The sequence below is a fragment of the Neorhizobium sp. T7_12 genome, from assembly GCF_002968535.1.
Classification (GTDB): Bacteria; Pseudomonadota; Alphaproteobacteria; order Rhizobiales; family Rhizobiaceae; genus Neorhizobium; species Neorhizobium tomejilense.
The window spans coordinates 1-18,256 of the sequence record NZ_PVBK01000001.1 but is presented as its reverse complement, the minus strand read 5'-3'; the positions used below and the strand labels follow the sequence as shown (position 1 = coordinate 18,256).

At 62.2% G+C, this 18,256-nt stretch carries 20 protein-coding genes; 5 read left to right on the top strand and 15 right to left on the bottom strand.

Annotation, left to right across the window (positions count from 1 at the left end; all coding sequences use genetic code 11):
• Positions 1-48 precede the first annotated feature (48 nt).
• Both C5J26_RS00095 and C5J26_RS00090 read right to left on the bottom strand, forming a co-directional pair.
• Positions 49-291, bottom strand: a complete 243-nt coding sequence (locus C5J26_RS00095) for a hypothetical protein (protein WP_105400005.1) — start codon at positions 289-291, stop codon at positions 49-51.
• The gene (locus C5J26_RS00090; protein ID WP_105400004.1) at positions 288-575 is read right to left on the bottom strand and encodes a hypothetical protein; all 288 of its coding nucleotides are present in this window, start codon (positions 573-575) and stop codon (positions 288-290) included. Before C5J26_RS00090 ends, C5J26_RS00095 begins: the two co-directional genes overlap by 4 nt.
• Positions 576-689: 114 nt before the next feature.
• Here C5J26_RS00090 and C5J26_RS00085 point away from each other — a divergent pair, with 114 nt between their 5' ends.
• Together C5J26_RS00085 and C5J26_RS33500 are read left to right on the top strand one after the other, a co-directional pair.
• Positions 690-956, top strand: a complete 267-nt coding sequence (locus tag C5J26_RS00085; protein ID WP_105400003.1) for a hypothetical protein — start codon at positions 690-692, stop codon at positions 954-956.
• A gap of 71 nt (positions 957-1,027) precedes the next feature.
• Positions 1,028-1,150, top strand: a complete 123-nt coding sequence (locus tag C5J26_RS33500) for a hypothetical protein (RefSeq protein WP_007751416.1) — start codon at positions 1,028-1,030, stop codon at positions 1,148-1,150.
• A 34-nt stretch (positions 1,151-1,184) separates the two neighbouring features.
• Here C5J26_RS33500 and C5J26_RS00080 read toward each other — a convergent pair whose 3' ends face one another.
• Entirely contained in the window at positions 1,185-2,249 is a 1,065-nt protein-coding gene (locus C5J26_RS00080) for a c-type cytochrome (protein WP_105400002.1), read from the bottom strand.
• Between the two features lie 339 nt (positions 2,250-2,588).
• Between C5J26_RS00080 and C5J26_RS00075 the strand changes: the two genes are divergently transcribed.
• On the top strand, positions 2,589-2,786 hold the full coding sequence (locus tag C5J26_RS00075) for a hypothetical protein (RefSeq protein ID WP_105419837.1): 198 nt from the start codon (positions 2,589-2,591) through the stop codon (positions 2,784-2,786).
• A 50-nt stretch (positions 2,787-2,836) separates the two neighbouring features.
• Positions 2,837-3,397 carry a type 1 glutamine amidotransferase domain-containing protein gene (locus C5J26_RS00070; protein WP_046634345.1) on the top strand — a complete coding sequence of 187 codons (561 nt, stop codon included), beginning with the start codon at positions 2,837-2,839 and terminating at the stop codon, positions 3,395-3,397.
• A 59-nt stretch (positions 3,398-3,456) separates the two neighbouring features.
• Here C5J26_RS00070 and C5J26_RS00065 read toward each other — a convergent pair whose 3' ends face one another.
• From C5J26_RS00065 to C5J26_RS00030, 8 genes are all read right to left on the bottom strand, one after another.
• Positions 3,457-4,473 carry a DNA topoisomerase IB gene (locus C5J26_RS00065; protein WP_172745756.1) on the bottom strand — a complete coding sequence of 339 codons (1,017 nt, stop codon included), beginning with the start codon at positions 4,471-4,473 and terminating at the stop codon, positions 3,457-3,459.
• Positions 4,474-4,555: 82 nt separating this feature from the next.
• Positions 4,556-6,256 (bottom strand): sensor histidine kinase, encoded by a 1,701-nt coding sequence (locus tag C5J26_RS00060; protein ID WP_105400001.1) that lies wholly within the window; start codon positions 6,254-6,256, stop codon positions 4,556-4,558.
• Between the two features lie 170 nt (positions 6,257-6,426).
• The gene (locus C5J26_RS00055) at positions 6,427-6,648 is read right to left on the bottom strand and encodes a hypothetical protein (protein ID WP_105400000.1); all 222 of its coding nucleotides are present in this window, start codon (positions 6,646-6,648) and stop codon (positions 6,427-6,429) included.
• 64 nt (positions 6,649-6,712) lie between these two features.
• Positions 6,713-7,513, bottom strand: coding sequence for a BON domain-containing protein (locus C5J26_RS00050; RefSeq protein WP_245441010.1), 801 nt, complete (start codon positions 7,511-7,513; stop codon positions 6,713-6,715).
• A 329-nt stretch (positions 7,514-7,842) separates the two neighbouring features.
• Complete coding sequence (locus tag C5J26_RS00045; RefSeq protein WP_105399998.1) at positions 7,843-8,949, bottom strand: ABC transporter ATP-binding protein; 1,107 nt, start codon at positions 8,947-8,949, stop codon at positions 7,843-7,845.
• 6 nt (positions 8,950-8,955) lie between these two features.
• Positions 8,956-9,837 carry a carbohydrate ABC transporter permease gene (locus tag C5J26_RS00040; protein WP_105399997.1) on the bottom strand — a complete coding sequence of 294 codons (882 nt, stop codon included), beginning with the start codon at positions 9,835-9,837 and terminating at the stop codon, positions 8,956-8,958.
• Positions 9,834-10,763, bottom strand: a complete 930-nt coding sequence (locus tag C5J26_RS00035; RefSeq protein ID WP_371412647.1) for a carbohydrate ABC transporter permease — start codon at positions 10,761-10,763, stop codon at positions 9,834-9,836. Before C5J26_RS00035 ends, C5J26_RS00040 begins: the two co-directional genes overlap by 4 nt.
• A gap of 107 nt (positions 10,764-10,870) precedes the next feature.
• Positions 10,871-12,121: an ABC transporter substrate-binding protein gene (locus C5J26_RS00030; protein ID WP_206051158.1), complete on the bottom strand. Its 1,251-nt coding sequence runs from the start codon at positions 12,119-12,121 to the stop codon at positions 10,871-10,873.
• Positions 12,122-12,387: 266 nt separating this feature from the next.
• Between C5J26_RS00030 and C5J26_RS00025 the strand changes: the two genes are divergently transcribed.
• The gene (locus C5J26_RS00025; protein ID WP_105399995.1) at positions 12,388-13,440 is read left to right on the top strand and encodes a LacI family transcriptional regulator; all 1,053 of its coding nucleotides are present in this window, start codon (positions 12,388-12,390) and stop codon (positions 13,438-13,440) included.
• Between the two features lie 26 nt (positions 13,441-13,466).
• On the opposite strand, the gene C5J26_RS00020 is transcribed toward C5J26_RS00025, so the two are convergent.
• The 4 genes from C5J26_RS00020 to C5J26_RS00005 form a co-directional block, all read right to left on the bottom strand.
• A complete protein-coding gene (locus C5J26_RS00020; protein ID WP_046666458.1) occupies positions 13,467-14,972 on the bottom strand; it encodes a tripartite tricarboxylate transporter permease in 1,506 nt (501 codons plus the stop codon).
• Between the two features lie 10 nt (positions 14,973-14,982).
• On the bottom strand, positions 14,983-15,444 hold the full coding sequence (locus C5J26_RS00015) for a tripartite tricarboxylate transporter TctB family protein (protein ID WP_105399994.1): 462 nt from the start codon (positions 15,442-15,444) through the stop codon (positions 14,983-14,985).
• Positions 15,445-15,562: 118 nt separating this feature from the next.
• A complete protein-coding gene (locus C5J26_RS00010; protein ID WP_105399993.1) occupies positions 15,563-16,546 on the bottom strand; it encodes a tripartite tricarboxylate transporter substrate-binding protein in 984 nt (327 codons plus the stop codon).
• Between the two features lie 209 nt (positions 16,547-16,755).
• On the bottom strand, positions 16,756-18,126 hold the full coding sequence (locus tag C5J26_RS00005) for a sigma-54 dependent transcriptional regulator (RefSeq protein ID WP_105399992.1): 1,371 nt from the start codon (positions 18,124-18,126) through the stop codon (positions 16,756-16,758).
• Between the last annotated feature and the right edge of the window lie 130 nt (positions 18,127-18,256).

The following is an 18,256-nucleotide window of genomic DNA, read 5'->3' as shown; positions in this document are numbered from 1 at the left end:
GTCATAATGGTGCGGCACAACATTTCGTTCCCTGCGCCTCGAGGAAAACTATGGATTGCCCGATCCGGTCGCCGGCGGCGGATTACCCGGCGTCGTATTGGTGGTCCCAGATGGCGATGTCGCCGGGCTTTGGCCACCCGTTCCCGTCTGCGGCGACGGGTTGCGATCCGCAGGCGCCGTATTGCCGGACTGCTGCGGCGTGTTGTTGATCGGATCGCTCTGTTTTTCGCCACTGTCGCTACAGGCGCTCAGAAGCACGACGGTCGACAGCGCAACAAGAAAACTCTTCATGTCTCATCTTCTCCGTGGGACTTGCGAAACGCGGCCTGCCGGCGATGCGCATCGAGCGCGATCACCTTCTCGACCGCGGCGACATCCTCGGCGGTGGCGGCCGGGATCGGGTCGCTGGCGATGGCTTCCAGCACTTCAGGCGCCAGCGCGCCGTTGCGAATGACGTATTCCAGCGCCTCGCGGGTCTGCCGTTCGGCCTTCAACTGGGCGTAAAGGGCGAGGATCAGCCGGTCGCGCGCATCGCGCTGACCCTGACGGCCTTTTGATCTGGCGAATTCTGCCATGGTCTTCCTCCATGTTCCTGCTGAAGGGTCAACTTTCGGTCCCGGCGATTGTTCCCTCGGCCAGAACCTCCTCTATCTCCTTGAAGAGGCGAAGCACGGGACAAGGAGGAAACCATGTCGACGCTGACATCACATGAACTGGAGGGGCGCCTGAATGCCCACCGAGAATTGCTGATCGAGCTCTTGTCCGCGATGATCGGGGGCGAAGTGACCATCACGTCACTCCTCAGACGGCTGCGCGACGACGCGACGTTCAAGGACAACGAGGAGGATCCGGGCGTGTTGCCGGAAGGCGCATTCGCAATCGAGAATTCCGCGGCGCGCGAGGTGCGGTCGATCCTCGACGCGGCACGTGCGAGGGCTGCAGCCGACGAGAATTGAGGTGTCGTTAACCGTGCCAAGTCACATTTAAGGCGATCCCGCCACGTTTATGGCCATTTCGTGGAACTACAATGCGACTTTCTCGTTCATTCACGACCGAAGCGATGGAGGCGACGATGGTCAGAGAATGGGTAGAAGCAGCAGGCTTTGTTCTGGTGATCGCCGCCTGCTACATGATGGTCATCCCCGTCTGAGTTTCAAGCTCCTGGGGAGGAGAGAGGCCTTGATCTAAGGCCCACTGCTCTCGCGGCTGGCAAAGAAGGCCGCGAGAGCGGCAAAATCTTCTTCATTCAATTTTTTTGCCACCTCGGTCATCAGGTGGCTGAAGGAAGACCCGCCTCGCACACCTGCATGGAGGAGGCGGAGCTGGCGCTCCAGATAAGGGGCGTTTTGACCCGAGATGCGCGGATAGGCAGGATTGCCGCCGGGCTTTTCGTGGCAACTGAGGCAGGCGGGAATTTTGTCTGCCGCTCTTCCCCTTTCCGCGATCTCGCGGCCCCTTTCCACGAGCTGCAAGTCAACCGGCACCGAAGGCCTTTGCGGTCTCGCCTGCTTGGCATAATAGGCTGCAAGTTCCGGCAGACTTTCCTCCGCCAAAGTCCCGACCGCGACTTTCATGACGCCGCTCGCCCGCTCACCATGCGCATAGGCACGCAGGCTGTTGAGCAGGTAGGCTTCCGACTGCCCGGCAAGCCGCGGGATGACGCTGTTGCCGTTGAGTCGCTTTTCCGCATGGCAGCTTTCGCAGGTGATCGGCAGCGGCGACACTTCGCCCGCGGTGCCGATACCATGCAGCCCGGACGCCTGCAGATAGGCATTGCCGTCCATGTCCGGCAGCTTTCGCAGGAACGCCACCATGTCCCAGATCTCGTCGTCGCGCACCTGCGTCGGCCAGGCCGGCATGCCGGTGAAACGCACGCCGTGCTTGACGATCTCGAAGAGTTCCGCATCGCTCCAGCTCGGAACCACCGTCTTCAGATCCGGCGGCGGCGGCAGCATGGCGAGCGCGGCGCCTGAAGCCTTTTGCGCCGGCGAGCCATGACAGATGGCGCAGCCGGTCTCGAAATGCCCGGCCGCCGCTGGCAGCAGCGCCGGGTTGCCGAGCGGCGGCACTTCGATGGAAAGAGCCGCAGTCCGGATCGAATTGCGCATCACCCAGTGCAGAAACCAGTCGGTCATTCCCCAATGACCGGTGCTCGCCTTGACGCTCATCAGTCCGGACCAGGCGAACCCGAGCCCCAGCAGCGGCGCTACGATCACCAGGATCGCGAGATATTTCCAGCGGATCGTCATCCGGCTACTCCTCCCAAAGCCCCGGCCTAGCGCGCTGTGCAAGCAACGCCCCCTGCCCGCAGTCCCCAACGGCGGAGCGTCGCTGCGACGGCAGGTGTCTCGGCCTTTCACCGTAAAGCGGATGGAGAGAAAGGGAAAGCAGCACGCCAAAGGCCGAAGGTCGGGGCTTCAGCAAGAGAGCCGGGAAAATTCGACACCGAACGTACCATCGGGAATTTTGTTCCAGACGACCGATAACTTTGTGTAACCGACTGTGAAAAAGATGGAACGAATCCCCCGACGATGGGTTTGCTCCCCTGTGAACGGGCAATCGCCCGGCATTCGCGACGGGAGAAAATCATGAGACACTTTTTAACAATGCTCAGAAACAGGCTCACCGGCACTCACCAAAAGAAGACTTTCGCCGTGGCCCATCCGGAAGAACTGCAGGTCGTCGTACCTGATGCCGTGGTCCTTCCATTGCCCAAGTCGCCCCGTGAGGAAATCAGCGTCCCCGCCTCCATCAATGGCCGGGACCTCTCCACCGGCCGGCTTTGAGGCCGGCCGAGACTTTGCGAACAACAGAGCTTTCCAAAAAGGAGACCAGCATGACCACCATCGAGTCCGCCAACATCCTGATCCTCGCGGCCGACGGCTATGAGCGATCGGAACTGCGCGTCCCGCTGGAGGAACTGAAAAAACGTGGAGCCGGCGTCAAGATCGCGTCCATCAAGCCGGGCGAGATCAAAAGCTGGGACAAGAAGGACTGGGGCGACACCGTCCCGGTCGATCTGGAGGCCAGGAACGTCAACGCGGAGGACTTCGATGCTTTGGTGTTGCCGGGCGGCCAGATCAACCCCGATATCCTGCGTGACAACGAAGATGCCATGAAGGTCGTGCGGGACTTCGTGAAAAGCGGCAAGCCTGTCGCAGCGATCTGCCATGGCCCATGGTTGCTGGTGGAGGCCGATGCCCTTCGCGGTCGCAAGGCAACCTCCTATCATTCGATCCGCACCGACATCCGCAATGCCGGCGCATCCTGGAAGGATGAGGCCGTCGTGGTCGACAACGGCATTATCACCTCGCGCTCGCCCGAAGATCTGCCGCAATTCGTGGCGAAGATCGTCGAGGAAGTCCAGGAAGGGCGCCACAATCGCCGGGCAGCGTAACTCGACGTAGCTCGGCTCCGGCCGTCCGCACCCTCCTCGCGGGCGGCCGACACGGAAGTCTAGACCTGCTTCAGAAAAGCCAGAAGTCGCCGTTCGTTGGCGCGTAACTCCTTTGGCCGTGTCAGCGCCATCTTGTCCTGCATGACATTTTCCAGCGGCGAGACGTCCTCCGAGAGTGCCAGAATGCTCGGGTGGATATAGCTTGAGCGACAGACTGCCGGCGTGTTGTGCAGGGCTTCCGCAGCCGCCTTGCACATCGCCTTGATCTTCGGGCGCCGGCCCTCCTCCTCCACCACTTCCCAGGCCGCCATCAGCGCGGCAAGACTGCCGCCCCAGGTGCGGAACGTCTTGGCCGAGACGGCAAACCCCGCGGCCTTGGCAAGATAGGTGTTGAGCCGGCCCGAATCGATCGGACGCGGCACACCCTGCTCGTCCGGCCAGGAAAATAGCTGCCGGCCCGGCAGGTCGGCGATCTCTTCCAGGATGCGCTGCAGACGGGGGTGTTTCAGCGTGTGCTGCACGCGCCGGCCGCCCTTGGCGACGAAGCGCAACGTGACGGCTTCTCCGGACAGCGTCATGTGGCGCTTCAGCAGTGTGGTCGCGCCGTAAGTCTTGTTCTCCTTGGCGTAAAGACGGTTGCCGACCCGCAGATGGGTCGCGTCCATCAGGGCCACCAATGCGGCGATCACCGCATCAGACTTGTCGAGGCCAAGCTCCAGGTCGCGTTTCGCCTTGCGGCGGATCCGCGGCAGAGCCTCACCGAACCGGACGAGCTGATCGAACTTGCGTTCGCTGCGAAAGTTCTGCCAGTCGGGATGATAACGATACTGCTTGCGGCCGCGTGAATCGTAACCGGTCGCCTGCAGATGCCCGCGCGGATCGAGGCAGATCCAGACGTTCTCATAGGCAGGCGGCAGTCCGAGCGAGGCGATCCGCAGGCGATGCTCCGGATCCGAGAGCAAGGTGCCGTCCGGCAGGCGGTAGGTAAACCCCTTGCCGCGTCTGAGCCGACGGATGCCAGGCTCCGTATCGTTGACATAGGTAAGGCCGATGGTCTCGAGGGAATTCTGATCGATGTCGATCGTGGTGAGCATGGCGTCCATGGCCGACCAAACGGCGAGGACAGTACCTTCGTTCCGGCGCTGACGGAGATTACCGCTAGATGGCTATGTCCTTGAGGGTTTCGACGCCCTCGCCTCGTTCAAAGGCCAGGCGCGGCGCGTTCAAGGACCAGCGAAGCCCTTCGGTGCGGAAGTCGACCTCGACCTGGCCGGCGAAAGCCGCCGCCGCATGGCGCCTGATGATCGTCGTGCCGAACCCGGTGCGGGAAGGCTCGTGGACCGCAGGGCCGTCCCTCTCTTCCCAGACGAGCTCCAGCCGGCTTTCGCCGTCATCTTCATCGACCGTGTCCTTCCAGGCGATGCGCACTCTACCCTGCGGCACGGAGAGTGCGCCGTATTTCACCGAGTTGGTCGCAAGCTCGTGGAGGATGAGGCCAAGGTTCTGGACCGCTTCGGCCTTGAGGATAAAATCCGTGCCCTGCAGCTCGACCCGGTCGGCGGCGTCCGCGAACGTGCTCATGTGGATTTCGATGACGCGGCGGATCGAGACCCCGGCCCACTGTTCCTTCGCCAGCGCCTCGATGGATTTGCCGAGGCCCTGCAGCCGGGTGCTGATCGCCTTCTGGAATTCCTCCATCGTGGTGTCCTGGCGTGCCAGCTGGCGCATCATCGCCTGGATCAGCGTCAGGATGTTCTTGGTCCGGTGAACCAGCTCATGCAGGATGAGGTGAATCCGATCCTCCGCCTCGCTGCGGTCGAAGGAGGCATTCGAAAGGGCGATCGCCACCTGGTTGGCCTCGCGGATCTTCGTCTCCACCGGAGAGACGATCTCGCCCTTGCCGATCCGCTCGGCCATTTCGGCGATCTGCCGGATCGGGATGCGAAGCTGGCGACCGACGAGCCAGGCGATCAGCATGCCGACAGCGAGGAAGATGGCACCGCCGGCGATCAGCTGCCGCCACGTTGTCAGGATACTCGCCTGCGCCGCATCGATCGGCCCCCAGACGACTGCCTTCCACGTCCAGCCGGTGATCTGGGCGTAGCCGTACATTTGCCGGCGGTTGCCGTCGACGTCCTCGATCGTACCCTTGAAGCCTGTCATCAGCTTGAGCATGTCGGAGGGAAACGCCGTGCCGGAAGCGAGCGCACGGGCGCCGAGGGAGGTCACCACCTTTCCGGCCCCGTCCACGACCGCCACCGACCAGCCGGTAGGAAGCCCCTCCGTCGAGATCAGCGTCTGCAGGTCCTCGGCATTCTGCGTCATGATCATCGCGGCGCCGGAATGGGAAATCTCCTTGGGCAGCGGCATCGTGACGTTGAAGACATGCTTGCCGCTGGTGGCGCCGAAAAACACGTTGGAGACCTCTGTCACGCCGCTGTTCACAGCCGATTGGAGCGCCTGCATGCTGGAGATCTTGCCAAGCGGCGCGTCGAACGGCACGCGGGTGTTGAGCCGCTGCTGCCCATCCGCATTGACGACGAGAATATAGAGCGAGTCGGACCGCAGGCTGTTCTGGGTTCGGTTGTGGAAGGCACGGAGGTCACCGGCCTCAAGCTCCGGCGAAGTGACAAGCAGCCGAAGCGTCGTTGCCATGTCCTGCAGTTCACGGTCGATCGAGCGGGCGATCAGCTGAGCATCTTCCGCGGTCTCGCTTGCAAGGATTTCCCGCTCGTTCGCCTCCAGCTCTATCATCAGGTAACCGACGAAAATCAGCAATGGCAAAGCGAGGCCAGCCGCCAGAGCGACCAGATAGGCGCCGATCGGTGCCGTGGGAAAAAACCGCGAAACTCTAAACATTCCGCGTCTTTACCTTATGGAAAAAAGCTGGAGGTGCCTGTGCCACCTGCCGGCATTATTCATTTTCCGTGTCCCGCCATCCGCTAATATTCCAGCCGGTCTTATCTAACCGGTTTTAAAGGCCGGGCCAAGGATTGATTGCCGGCGATATGGTTTTCCAAACGGACGGCTCAGGTGTGCCGAGGCCGCTCCGACACGTCGAAATTTACGTCCCAGTCCTTTTCCGGCTCTTTTTCGCCGGGCGGGTTACGATGTTTGGTCGCGTCGTCGGAACCGGTGATCACGGTCGGTTTGGCGCTTGCGACGCCGTTTGCCTTGCCGTCGGCCTTGGACTTGGCGTACTGCCCCTCGGCATCCTTGTGAATTTTGGCGCTCTCGCTGTTCTCGGTCATGACGTCTCCTTCCCGAATGAGGTCAGGCCACCAACAGCGGCCTGACGCGTGGCACACGCCGGTTTCAGACCGTGGTCGAGCCCGCCAGCGTATCGGTCGAACTATTGTTGACGCGCAGGTTGTTCTGGACGTGCCGGACACCCGAAACGTCTTCGACCAGGTCCTCGGCTCTGCGCTTGTCCCAGCGGCTTGACACGAAACCGTCGAGCGTCACTTCGGACCCCTGGACCGTCACGGTAATGTTCGATGCGTCGAGCACCGGGTCGTCGCTGAGGCGATCATTGACGTCCTCCTCGATACGGGCGTCGGAGCGCTGATAGCCCTTGGGACCCTTGCCGCGATGCTCATCCATCTTCCGGCGATGTTCGGCACCTTCGTCACCGAACCAGGAGGCGACTTCATCACCGGCGCGCTCCATGAAGCCGCGCCTGCGGCCATAGTCGTCCGCACCGCGGAAGCGGCTGTCAGAACCGGAACGGTCTTCACCCACGAAACGGTAGTCCGAGCCGTATCGGTCGCCATAGGCCTGGTTGACGCGGTTGCGACCCGGCTCGTAGCTGAAAGACGAAGGTCGGCCGCGATAGGACTCGCGGGCCCAGGCCTGCGACCGCTCCGAATCGCCATAACCGGCCTCGAACCCGCCATCGTCGGATGCCCATTGTTCGCTGCGGCCGTAGCGGGGAAACCGTGAAGGATCGCCGTCCTCCCGGTTTGCATCACGGCTGCGCGGATCGTCGCTGGAACCGCGCACATAACCCGTATCGCCCGGGCGGTATTCGCTGGACGACTCGCGCGCGAAATCACGCTCGTCGCGCATCCGGTCGTTTCGATACCCACCCGATTGGGAATGATTTCCACTAGCCATTGTCTGTCTCCTCGGTCTGGTTTGGTCCCGTTTCGACGGGACACAGACTCAACCCCGCCTCCCCGGGATTGTTCCCCCTTTGGGAGGAATGCTGGAGGTCGATCGGGAGAAACGGCCACGACCATGGAGAGGCCCGGAAGAGTTTCACCGGCAGCGATTTCCGCCGGTTCGACATGGACGACGGTGCAGGAAACGGGCGGTGCCGCCTGCCCCCTCGCCGTCAGATTGGCACGAAGCTGCAGCAGGCGGTCCGCCAGCCCGCCAATCGACGGCAATCACGCCGTCTACAGAAAAAGGCAAAGCAGCGGAGGTCAAAGGCGTCTGCCCGCTTATTCGATGCGGCTGGTCGTCTGCGGATCGAAGACCACGGCCTTGTCGAGATTGAAGGCGAACGGGAACTTCTGGCCGAGCTCGACATGCACGTCGGAGCGGGTACGGGCGGTGAAGGTCGCGCCGTCCAGCTTGCCGGTGACGAAGGTATCGGAACCGGTCGGCTCGATCATCGTCACTTCCGCCTCGATCCGGGCGGTGGCGCGGGCCCGCGGATCGACGAGGCCCGCGTCGGTGATCGTTTCGGGACGCAGGCCCAGAATGACGTCCTTGCCATCCGGAAGACTGGTGGTCACGGAAGGCGGCATGGCGACCCTGACGCCGTCATTTCCGAACAGTGCGATGCCCTGCTGGCCATCGGCGCCGGAGACCTTGCCCTTCAGCATGTTCATCGCCGGCGAGCCCATGAAATCGGCAACGAAGAGATTGGCCGGGCGGCCATAGATTTCCGCCGGCGTGCCGACCTGCTGCACCATGCCTTCTTTCAGCACGACGATCTTGGTGGCAAGCGTCATCGCCTCGATCTGGTCATGGGTGACGTAGACGATCGTGGCGTGGGTATTCTGGTGCAGCGCCTTGATTTCGGCGCGCACTTCGACGCGCAGCTTGGCGTCGAGGTTGGAGAGCGGCTCGTCGAACAGGAAGACGCGCGGCTGGCGCACCAGCGCCCGGCCCATGGCGACACGCTGGCGCTGGCCGCCGGAAAGCTGGCTCGGACGGCGCTTCAGGAGATGCTCGATCTGCAGGGTCTTGGCGACCTGCTTGACCGCCGCCTCGCGCTGCGCCTTCTCGACGCCCCGCATTTCAAGCGCGAACGCGATGTTCTGTTCCACCGTCATGTTCGGATAGAGCGCATAGGACTGGAAGACCATGGCGATATCGCGCCGCGAGGGATGCAGGTCGTTGACCACCTGGCCGTCGATGACGATGTCGCCCGAGGACGGCGGCAGCAGGCCGGCGATCGCGTTGAGCAGGGTGGACTTGCCGCAGCCGGACGGGCCGACGAGAACCAGGAAGCCGCCCTTTTCGAGCTCGATATTGATGCCCTTCAAGATCTCGTTATTGCCGATCTTCTTGCGAATATCCTTGATTTCAAGAAAGCTCATGTGCGGTTATCCCTTGACTGCGCCGGCCATCAGGCCACGCACGAAATAGCGTCCGGCGACGACATAGACGAACAGCGTCGGAAGCGCTGCGAACACCGCAGCCGCCATATCGACGTTGTATTCCTTGACGCCGGTGGAGGAGGCAACGAGGTTGTTGAGCGCCACCGTCATCGGCGAGGACGTGCCGGACGAGAAGGACACGCCGAACAGGAAGTCGTTCCAGATGTTGGTGAACTGGTAGATGATCGTCACGACGATGATCGGTCCGGAACTCGGCAGCAGGATGCGCCAGAAGATCCGGAAGAACCCTGCGCCGTCGATCATCGCGGCCTTCACGAGTTCATCCGGAAAGGCTTCGTAGTAGTTGCGGAAGAACAGCGTCGTGAAGCCGAGGCCGTAGATCACGTGGACGATGACGAGGCCCGTGGTGGAATTCGAGAGCCCGAACGTGCCGAGCACGCGTGCCATCGGGATCAGGACGGCCTGGAACGGGATGAAGCAGGCAAACAGCATCATGCCGAAGACCAGCCTGTGGCCCGGGAAACGCCACTTGGTCAGCACATAGCCGTTGAGCGCGCCGAGCAGGGTCGAGATCAGAACCGCCGGAACCACCATCTTGATGGAATTCCAGAAATAGCCCTTGATGCCGACGCAGCTGACCCCGATGCAGGCCTCGCCCCAGGCACGAACCCACGCGGAGACCGAGGGATTGCGCGGCAACGCCAGCATGTCGCCGCCGCGGATTTCATCGAGCGACTTCAGCGACGTCGACAGCATGACGTAAAGCGGCAGCAGATAGACGAGTGCCAGGATGACCAGCGCGGCATAGATGAAATAGCGTGCGGTGCGGGCTCCGCCGGCGCTGACGGTTTCTTGTGTCGCGCTCATTGCTTTCTCTCCCGCAGTTCCGAATAGAGATAGGGCACGATGATCGCGGTAATGCCCATCAGCATCATCACGGCGCTCGCCGATCCGACATTCATCTGGTTACGGGTGAACGTGTAGGAATACATGAAGGTCGACGGCAGCTCGGTCGCATTGCCCGGTCCGCCGCCGGTCAGCGCGATGACCAGGTCGTAGGACTTGATCGCCATATGCGCGAGCACGATGAAAGCGGAAAGGAAGACGGGCCGCAGCAACGGAATGATGATGCGTCGATAGATGGACACCGTCGAGGCACCGTCGATCTGGGCCGCCTTGATGATCTCGCCGTCGATGCCGCGAAGCCCGGCCAGGAACATCGCCATGACGAAGCCTGACGCCTGCCAGACCCCGGCAATGACGACCGTGTAGATCGCCATCTTGGGATTGACCAGCCAGTCGAACTTGAAGCTCGTCCAGCCGAGATTGTGCATGGTGTTCTCAAGCCCAAGACCGGGATTGAGGAACCATTTCCACGCGGTACCCGTGACGACGAAGGAGAGCGCCATCGGGTAGAGGAAGATCGGCCTGAGCAAGCCTTCGGCGCGGATCCGCTGGTCCATGAGGATCGCGATGCCCAGGCCGAGGATGATGCAGATGCCGATATAAAGGACCCCGAAGATCGCCAGGTTCTGCATCGCCACATACCAGTTCGGCTGCGACCAGAGGCGGAAATAGGCGTCGAAACCGCCCCATTTGTAGACCGGCAGGATGCGTGAGGTCGTGAACGAAAGGTAGACCGTCCAGAGGATGAAGCCGTAGACGAAGACGAGGATCACGGCGAACGACGGCGCCAGCACAATCTTCGGCAGCGCGTTGCGCAATCCGTCCGCAAACGAGCGGCGCTCTCTCTGCGGCTCAAGCACGGGAACCGGTTCGATTGTCGTCATCATGACCTCCGGCAGACACCAGAATTAGGAGATACCGGCGAGCCGGAATTTGAAAAGTGGCCGGGAGACTATCCCGGCCACTCGATGTCAGAACTTTTGCGGAAGCGCGATCACTTGGCAGCCTTCACCGCTTCCGGCAGGCGCTTCAGCGCTGCATCGGTGGTGAGCTGGCCGTTGAGGTGCTGGGTGATGACGTCCAGCATGGCTTCCTTGATGGCAGCCGGCTGAGCGTAACCGTGGGCGAGCGAGCCCATCAGCGTGCCCTTGGAAGAGGCTTCCGTGAGATCCGCCATGCCCTTCTTGCCGCAATCGTCGAACTTTTCGTTCGAGACGTCGGTACGGGCAGGAACGGAACCCTTGACGGTGTTGAAGGCGATCTGGAAGGCCGGATCTTCGACGGCCGACGCCATCTTGAACTGAGCCTTTTCGGCGTCGCCGCCAACGTTGAACATCATGAACTGGTCAGCGTTGAAGAGGACCGAGCCCTGCGTGCCGGGGAAGCGGATGCAGACGAAGTCGGTGCCCGGCTTCTTGTTGGCGCGCAGCCATTCGCCCTTGGACCAGTCGCCCATTTCCTGGGCGCCGGCCTTGCCTTCGATGACGAGGGCGGTCGACAGGTTCCATTCGCGGCCCGAGAAGTTCGGGTCGAAATAGGTGCGCAGCTTCGACATGGTGTCGAAGACCTTCTTCATCGTGTCACCGGAAAGTGCCGCCGGATCGAGATCGAGAACGGCCTTCTTGTAGAATTCCGGACCGCCGGTCGAAAGCACGACGGCTTCCCAGAGCGTGCCGTCCTGCCACGGAACGCCGCCATGAGCGAGAGCGGTGAGGCCCTGGCCCTTGAAGGCGTCGAGCAGCGTGATGAGTTCGGCGATATTGGTCGGAACCTTGCCGCCGGCCTTGTCGAGCGCCGCTTTGTTGATCCACAGCCAGTTGGTGGAGTGGATGTTCACCGGCGCAGCGATCCAGTGGCCGTCATATTTCGAGAAGTTCTGGAGAGCGGCGGGGATGACTTTGTCCCAGCCTTCCTTCTTGGCGAGGTCGTCAAGGTTTGCGGCGACGCCCATTTCGGCCCAGTCCTTCAGGTCGAAGCCGAGAAGCTGAACGGCGGTCGGCGGGTCGCCGGCCGTGACGCGGGCGCGAAGCGCGGTCATGGCGGCAGAGCCTGCACCACCGGCAACCGGCATGTCCTTCCAGGCAACGCCCTGCTTCTGGAGGTTTTCCTTCAGCACGTTGAGCGCTGCGGCTTCACCACCCGAAGTCCACCAATGCAGGACTTCGACCTGTTCCGCGGCCTTGGCGGCACCGGCGGTCATGGCGATCAGTGCCGCACCTGCGGCGAGTTTGGCAATCATTCGAATATTCATTGAGAATCTCCCTTTGTATCCGGGCTCCTCTCCGGATATGGCGATTTATAACGATATAATTACAGTCAGTGTCAACCCGCTCAGGGGATTTTTTAGATCATAGGCCAACCTGCATAACATGAGGAAAAAACTGGCAAAATTGACAATCGGCGAATTTTTACTCAGGAATCGAGAAAATTCCTGGCGACTTTCGAAAAATTTGTAACGATATAGATGAGGCTCGCTCCGGTTTCCGGGGCGGGAGCGGAGGAGAAGAGGATATGTCGCTGGAAGACCTGGGGGACAAGGGTCGGCGGGCGAAGTCGGAGCGGGCAGCCGCAAAATCCGGCGTCGGCGCGAAGCCCACCCTTAAGACGATCGCCGAACTGACCGGGCTTGCGGTCACGACCGTATCGCACGCGCTTGCCGATGCGCCGCAGATCGCGCTCGAAACCCGGCAGCGTGTCCGCAAGGTCGCAGCCGATATCGGCTACCTGCCGGACCGGGCGGCGCAGCGCCTGCGCACTGGCCGCACCAATGTCATCAGCCTCGTTCTCGATCCGCACGAGGAAATCCTCGGCTATGCCACCTCGATGATCAACGGCCTAACCGAAGCGTTGCGAGGCACGGCTTATCATCTGGTCATAACGCCGCATTTTTCCGATACGCCGCAGATCGAACCGGTGCGCCATATCATGCGCAACCGCATGGCCGACGGCATTGTCTTCACCCGCACCGAACCGGCGGACGAGCGCGTCAAGCTATTGATGGAGAACAATTTTCCGTTCATCTGTCACGGTCGGACCGAGCTTGCCACCGCCCATCCCTATGTCGACTACGACAATTACAGTTTCGCGTATCAGGCCGCCAAAAAGCTGATCGCCGCAGGCGCCAGCAAGCTCTCGATCATCCTGCCGCCGGAGCGCTTCACCTTCGCCCATCACCTCAGGCACGGCTTCATGACGGCAGTGCGCGAGGAAGGCATCGGCTTCGAAATCGCCAGGGGCGTCACGCTCGACAGCAAGTCGGACGACATCCGCGACTATCTGTTCCAGAGAATGGGCGAGCCGGAGCGCCCGGACGGATATATCTGCGGCGGCGAGGTATCGGCGCTAGCGGTCATGGCATCCGCCTACGACCATCATCTCGAACTCGGCAGGGATATTAGGCTGGTGGCCAAGCAGACGTCGGGCCTGTTCGACCAGATCCGCCCCCGCGTGGAGACGATCTACGAAGACCTGACGGAAGCAGGTTTTCTGATGGGCAAGCTGCTGTTGAAGCGGATCGCCGGTCCCGCCCCTATCCAGGAATTGCAGGCGCTCCAGACGGTTTGACCGCCCGGAGCGCCGTCCGCGGCTTCTCAGTCCTCTTCGACGAAGACCTGCTCGCGCTTCTTCTTCACACTCGGCAAGAAGACGATGACGAGGACGAGGGCCGCGAGGAAGAGAAGGGCCGCGCTGATCGGACGCGTGACGAATGTCGCAGGGTCGCCCCGCGAAAGGATCATCGCCCGTCTGAGATTCTCCTCCAGCAGCGGACCGAGCACGAAGCCGAGCAGCAGTGGCGCCGGTTCGCAGCGCAGCTTCAACAGCGCGTAGCCGATGAGGCCGAAGAAGGCGACGGCATAGAGGTCGTAGACGTTCGAGTTGACGCTGTAGACCCCGATCGAGCAGAAAGCCATGATGATCGGGAACAGCACGTAGTAGGGGATGGTGAGCAGCTTCACCCACAGCCCGATGAGCGGCAGGTTGAGGATGACGAGCATCAGGTTGCCGATCCACATCGAGGCGATGATGCCCCAGAAAAGTGCCGGCTGTTCGGTCGCCACGTTCGGGCCCGGAACGATGCCCTGGATGATCATCGCACCGATCATCAGCGCCATGACCGGGTTGGCCGGAATGCCGAGGGTGAGCAGCGGGATGAACGAGGTCTGCGCACCGGCATTGTTGGCCGATTCCGGACCGGCAACGCCGGCAACCGCGCCGTGGCCGAATTCTTCCGGATGTTTCGAAACCTTCTTCTCGACCGTGTAGGACGCAAACGCCGCAAGGATGGCACCGCCGCCCGGCAGGATACCGAGGATCGAGCCGATGGCCGTGCCGCGCAGGACCGGTCCGACCATCGCCTTGAAATCCTCCCGCGAGGGCATGAGCTCGCTGACCTTCGCCATCAGCACGGAGCGGGTTTTTTCGTTCTCGAGATTGCGCAGGATTTCCGCGATGCCGAAGACGCCGACCGCGACCGCCACAAAGTTCAGCCCGTCCGCATATTCGCGGATCCCGAGCGTGAAGCGCGGTGTGCCGGTGTAGATATCGGTGCCGACGAGACCGAGCAGCAGGCCGAGAGCCACCATCGCGAGCGCCTTGACGATCGAACCGTGGGCGAGCGCGATCGAGGAGACGAGACCGACCACCATCAGCGAGAAATATTCGGCCGCGCCGAACTGCAGCGCGATCTGGGTAAGCGGCGGCGCAAAGATCGCGACGAGGAAGGTCGACACGGTGCCTGCAAAGAACGAGCCGATCGCGGCGATCGCTAGAGCTGCTCCCGCCCGGCCCTTGCGGGCCATCTGGTAACCGTCGATGGCGGTGACGGCAGACGAGGACTCGCCCGGCATGTTGATCAGGATTGCCGTGGTTGAACCGCCATATTGTGCACCGTAATAGATGCCGGCGAGCATGATCAGCGACGAGACCGGTTCAAGCTGGAAGGTGATCGGCAAAAGCATGGCGATCGTCGCCGTGGCCCCGATGCCGGGCAGCACGCCGATCAGCGTGCCGAGCAGCACCCCGATCAGGCAGAAGAACAGGTTTTCCAGCGATGTCGCCGTCGCAAAACCAAGCGCGAGATTATTGAAAAGATCCATCACTCAAACCTCAATAACCGAGCCAGGGCCCGAAACGGCGGAACGGAAGGCCGAGGCCATAGCTGAAGACGGCGACCGAGAAGACCGTCAGCGCCGCCGACAGGACGAGTGCGGTGAGCGGTTTCATGCGGCCCGAGGCGAAGGAGGCTATCAGTGCGGTGACGAAGATCGACGGCACGAAGCCCAGCCCGCGAACGGTGAGGCCGAAGAAGATCGGCGCCGGCAGGATGAATACCATGCCCCGCAATGCGAGCGCCCCGATCGGCCCTCCGTCCACCCGCATCGACTGGATGAGGATGATCGCGCCGAACAGGATAAGCGCGCAGGCGAGGATGAACGGAAAATAGCCAGGTCCCATGCGAAACGCCGTACCGAGCTCCAGTTCGAACGACTGGTAGGCAAAGAACAGGCCTGTCGCGATCAGCAGCAGCCCGCAGATCAGATTGGCAGTGTCGAATTTCAGCGAATTCATGGTGTCTCCGTGAAGTGGGAGATGCTTTGCCGGAGGTACCCTTCATCCGCTTGCCAGGCATCCCCTCCCCGCAGGGCGGGGAGAGGATCGGAGTTAGGGCAGACTGACCGCGGAAACCTTAGTCCGCGTACTGGCCGGCGGCATTGATGACCGGCTTCCAGCGGGCGATTTCGCCTTCGAGCTTGGCCTTCAGGGCTGCCGGGGTGGCGTCGCTGTCCGACGACGGCTCGGTACCGAGTTCGGCGAAGCGAGCGGTCACGTTCGGGTTCTTCAAGGCAGACTTGAGGGCCTTGTTGAGCTTGTCGATCGCGTCCTTCGGGGTGCCTTTCGGCGTGTAAAGACCATGCCAGATGCCGACCTGCATGTCCGGCAGACCGGCTTCCTTGACGGTCGGGATGTCCTTCAGGACGCCGAGACGTGCCGGGGACGTGACCGCATAGGCCTTTACCGTGCCGCCCTGGATCTGCTTGGTGGTGTTGGTGGTCTGGTCGCACATGATGTCGACCTGGCCGCCGAGAAGATCGGTCATGGCAGGACCGGTCCCCTTGTAGGGAACGGTGACGAGCGACGTCTTGATCGAGCTCATGAACAGCATGCCGCACAGATGCGAAGCGGCGCCGATGCCGGCGTTTGCAACGGTCACCTTGTCGCTGTTGGCCTTGGCATATTCGATGAGACCCTTGAGGTCGGTCGCCGGCATGTCCTTGCGGGCGAGAAGCGTCATCGGGACGTCGGTAACGAGGCCGACATAGTCGAAGGCGTTCAAGGTGTCGTAGGGCAGCTTGCGATAGAGCGAAGCGCTGGTCGCCATGCCGATATGGTGCAGGAGAACGGTGTAGCCGTCCGCTTCGGCATTCGCGACGCGGGCAGCGCCGAGCGTGCCGCCGGCGCCGCCGACGTTTTCAACGACGATCTGCTTGCCGAGATCCTTCGACATCGATTCAGCGACGAGGCGCGCGACGGTGTCGGTCGGGCCGCCGGCCGAAAACGGCACGATCATTGTGATCTGGCGCTCGGGATATCCCTGCGCATTCGCCGAAGCGGAGAAAAGGGAAAGCGCCGCAAGAGCGGTCGCGCCGATAAGGGCGTTCAGAATTTTCATCGGGGCTCCTCCAGGATGAAATGTGGCACAGCCGGCGCGCAAATTTCCTCCCGCGCCAACCTGAGGACCATCTGTGGCAGGGCGCGCAGCACGCGCAATCGTTGCGGAGGCCTTAAAACAGCATTTCCGTAAATACCGCGGCGCAACATGGGTGGATTCGGGAACAATCGGCAAAAAGCATGGGTGGAAATCCACACATGTCGCCGTTATCAACCGTCCCGGTCATCCTGCAGCATCTGCTCCGGACCGAGCAGCTTCTTGTCGAGCCCGTATTTCTGCATCTTTTCGTACAGTGTCTTGCGGGAGATGCCGAGGGATTCGTAGACTGGTCTCAGCGCGCCGCCATGCGCTGCGATCTCGCCGGCGATCAGGTTGCGCTCGAAGGCTGCAACCTTGTCTGCAAGCCGCCCTGCCCCATCCTTTGCGCCGCCGGTTTCGCCCGGCTTGGGATCGAGACCGAGCACCAGCCGGTCGGCGGCGTTGCGCAGTTCCCGGACATTGCCCGGCCAGTCGCGCTGGGCAATCGCCGAAATCACGTCGGCCGGCACTTCCATGTCATCGCGGCCATAGCGCGCCGCTGCCTCCCGCACCAACTGGAGAAAGAGAAGCGGAATATCCGATCGCCTCTGCGCCAGCGACGGCACATGGATGGTAGCAACGTTGAGCCGGTAAAGGAGGTCGGCGCGGAACCGGCCCGCCGCCACTTCCGCTTCCAGATCCACCTTGCTGGTGGCGATGAAGCGCACGTCGAGCGGCACGGTTTCGTTGGAGCCGAGCCGGGTGATGACCCGCTCCTGCAGTACGCGCAGGAACTTCGCCTGCAGGTCGACCGGCATCGAACCGATCTCGTCGAGCAGGATCGTGCCGCCGCGGCCATGTTCGAACTTGCCGTAACGGGGCCTCAGCGCGCCTGGAAAGGCGCCGGCCTCATGGCCGAAAAGCTCGCTCTCGATCAGGTTGTCGGGAAGAGCTGCGCAATTGATGGCGATGAAGGGCCGGTTGGCGCGCGAACTGATGTCGTGGAGGCCCCGCGCCACCACTTCCTTGCCGGCGCCGGTTTCGCCGATGATCAGCGTATCGGCATCCGTGGCGCCGATAGCGCGGATCCGATAGCGCAGATCGACCATGACCTGGGTGCGGCCGGGGAGCCGGGCTTCGACATCGTCGCGCTTGCCGGCAACGGCCCTCAGGCGGCGGTTTTCCAGCACCAGGCTGCGCCGGTCGAGCGCGCGCCGGATGATGCCGGCGAGATGCTGCGGCGTGAACGGCTTTTCCAGAAAATCGTAGGCGCCTTCCCGCATGGCCTTGACCGCCAGCTGCACGTCGCCATGACCGGTGACCAGGATAACCGGGATTTCCGCATCGAGCTCGCGGATCTTCTGGAGCAGCGTCATGCCGTCGGTTCCCGGCATGCGGATATCGCTGACGACGACGCCGTCGAACCCGAAGCCCGTCAGTTCCAGCACATGGTCGGCATTGGAAAAGGTCAGGACCGCCAGGCCGAAGAGCTCCAGCGCCTGCGCCGTCGAACGGCGCAGTTCCTCCTCGTCGTCGACCAGCAGAACCCTTTGCTCGCTCACTCGGCCTTACCTCTTTTCATAGTGCCTACTGCGGTGCGAAGCTGCTTGGGCGCAGGTGATGCGGGTATGGTTGTCATTCTGGCTGTCCTTGATGGCTCCGGCTGCTGAGCCGCCCGCTTCACCGACCTGG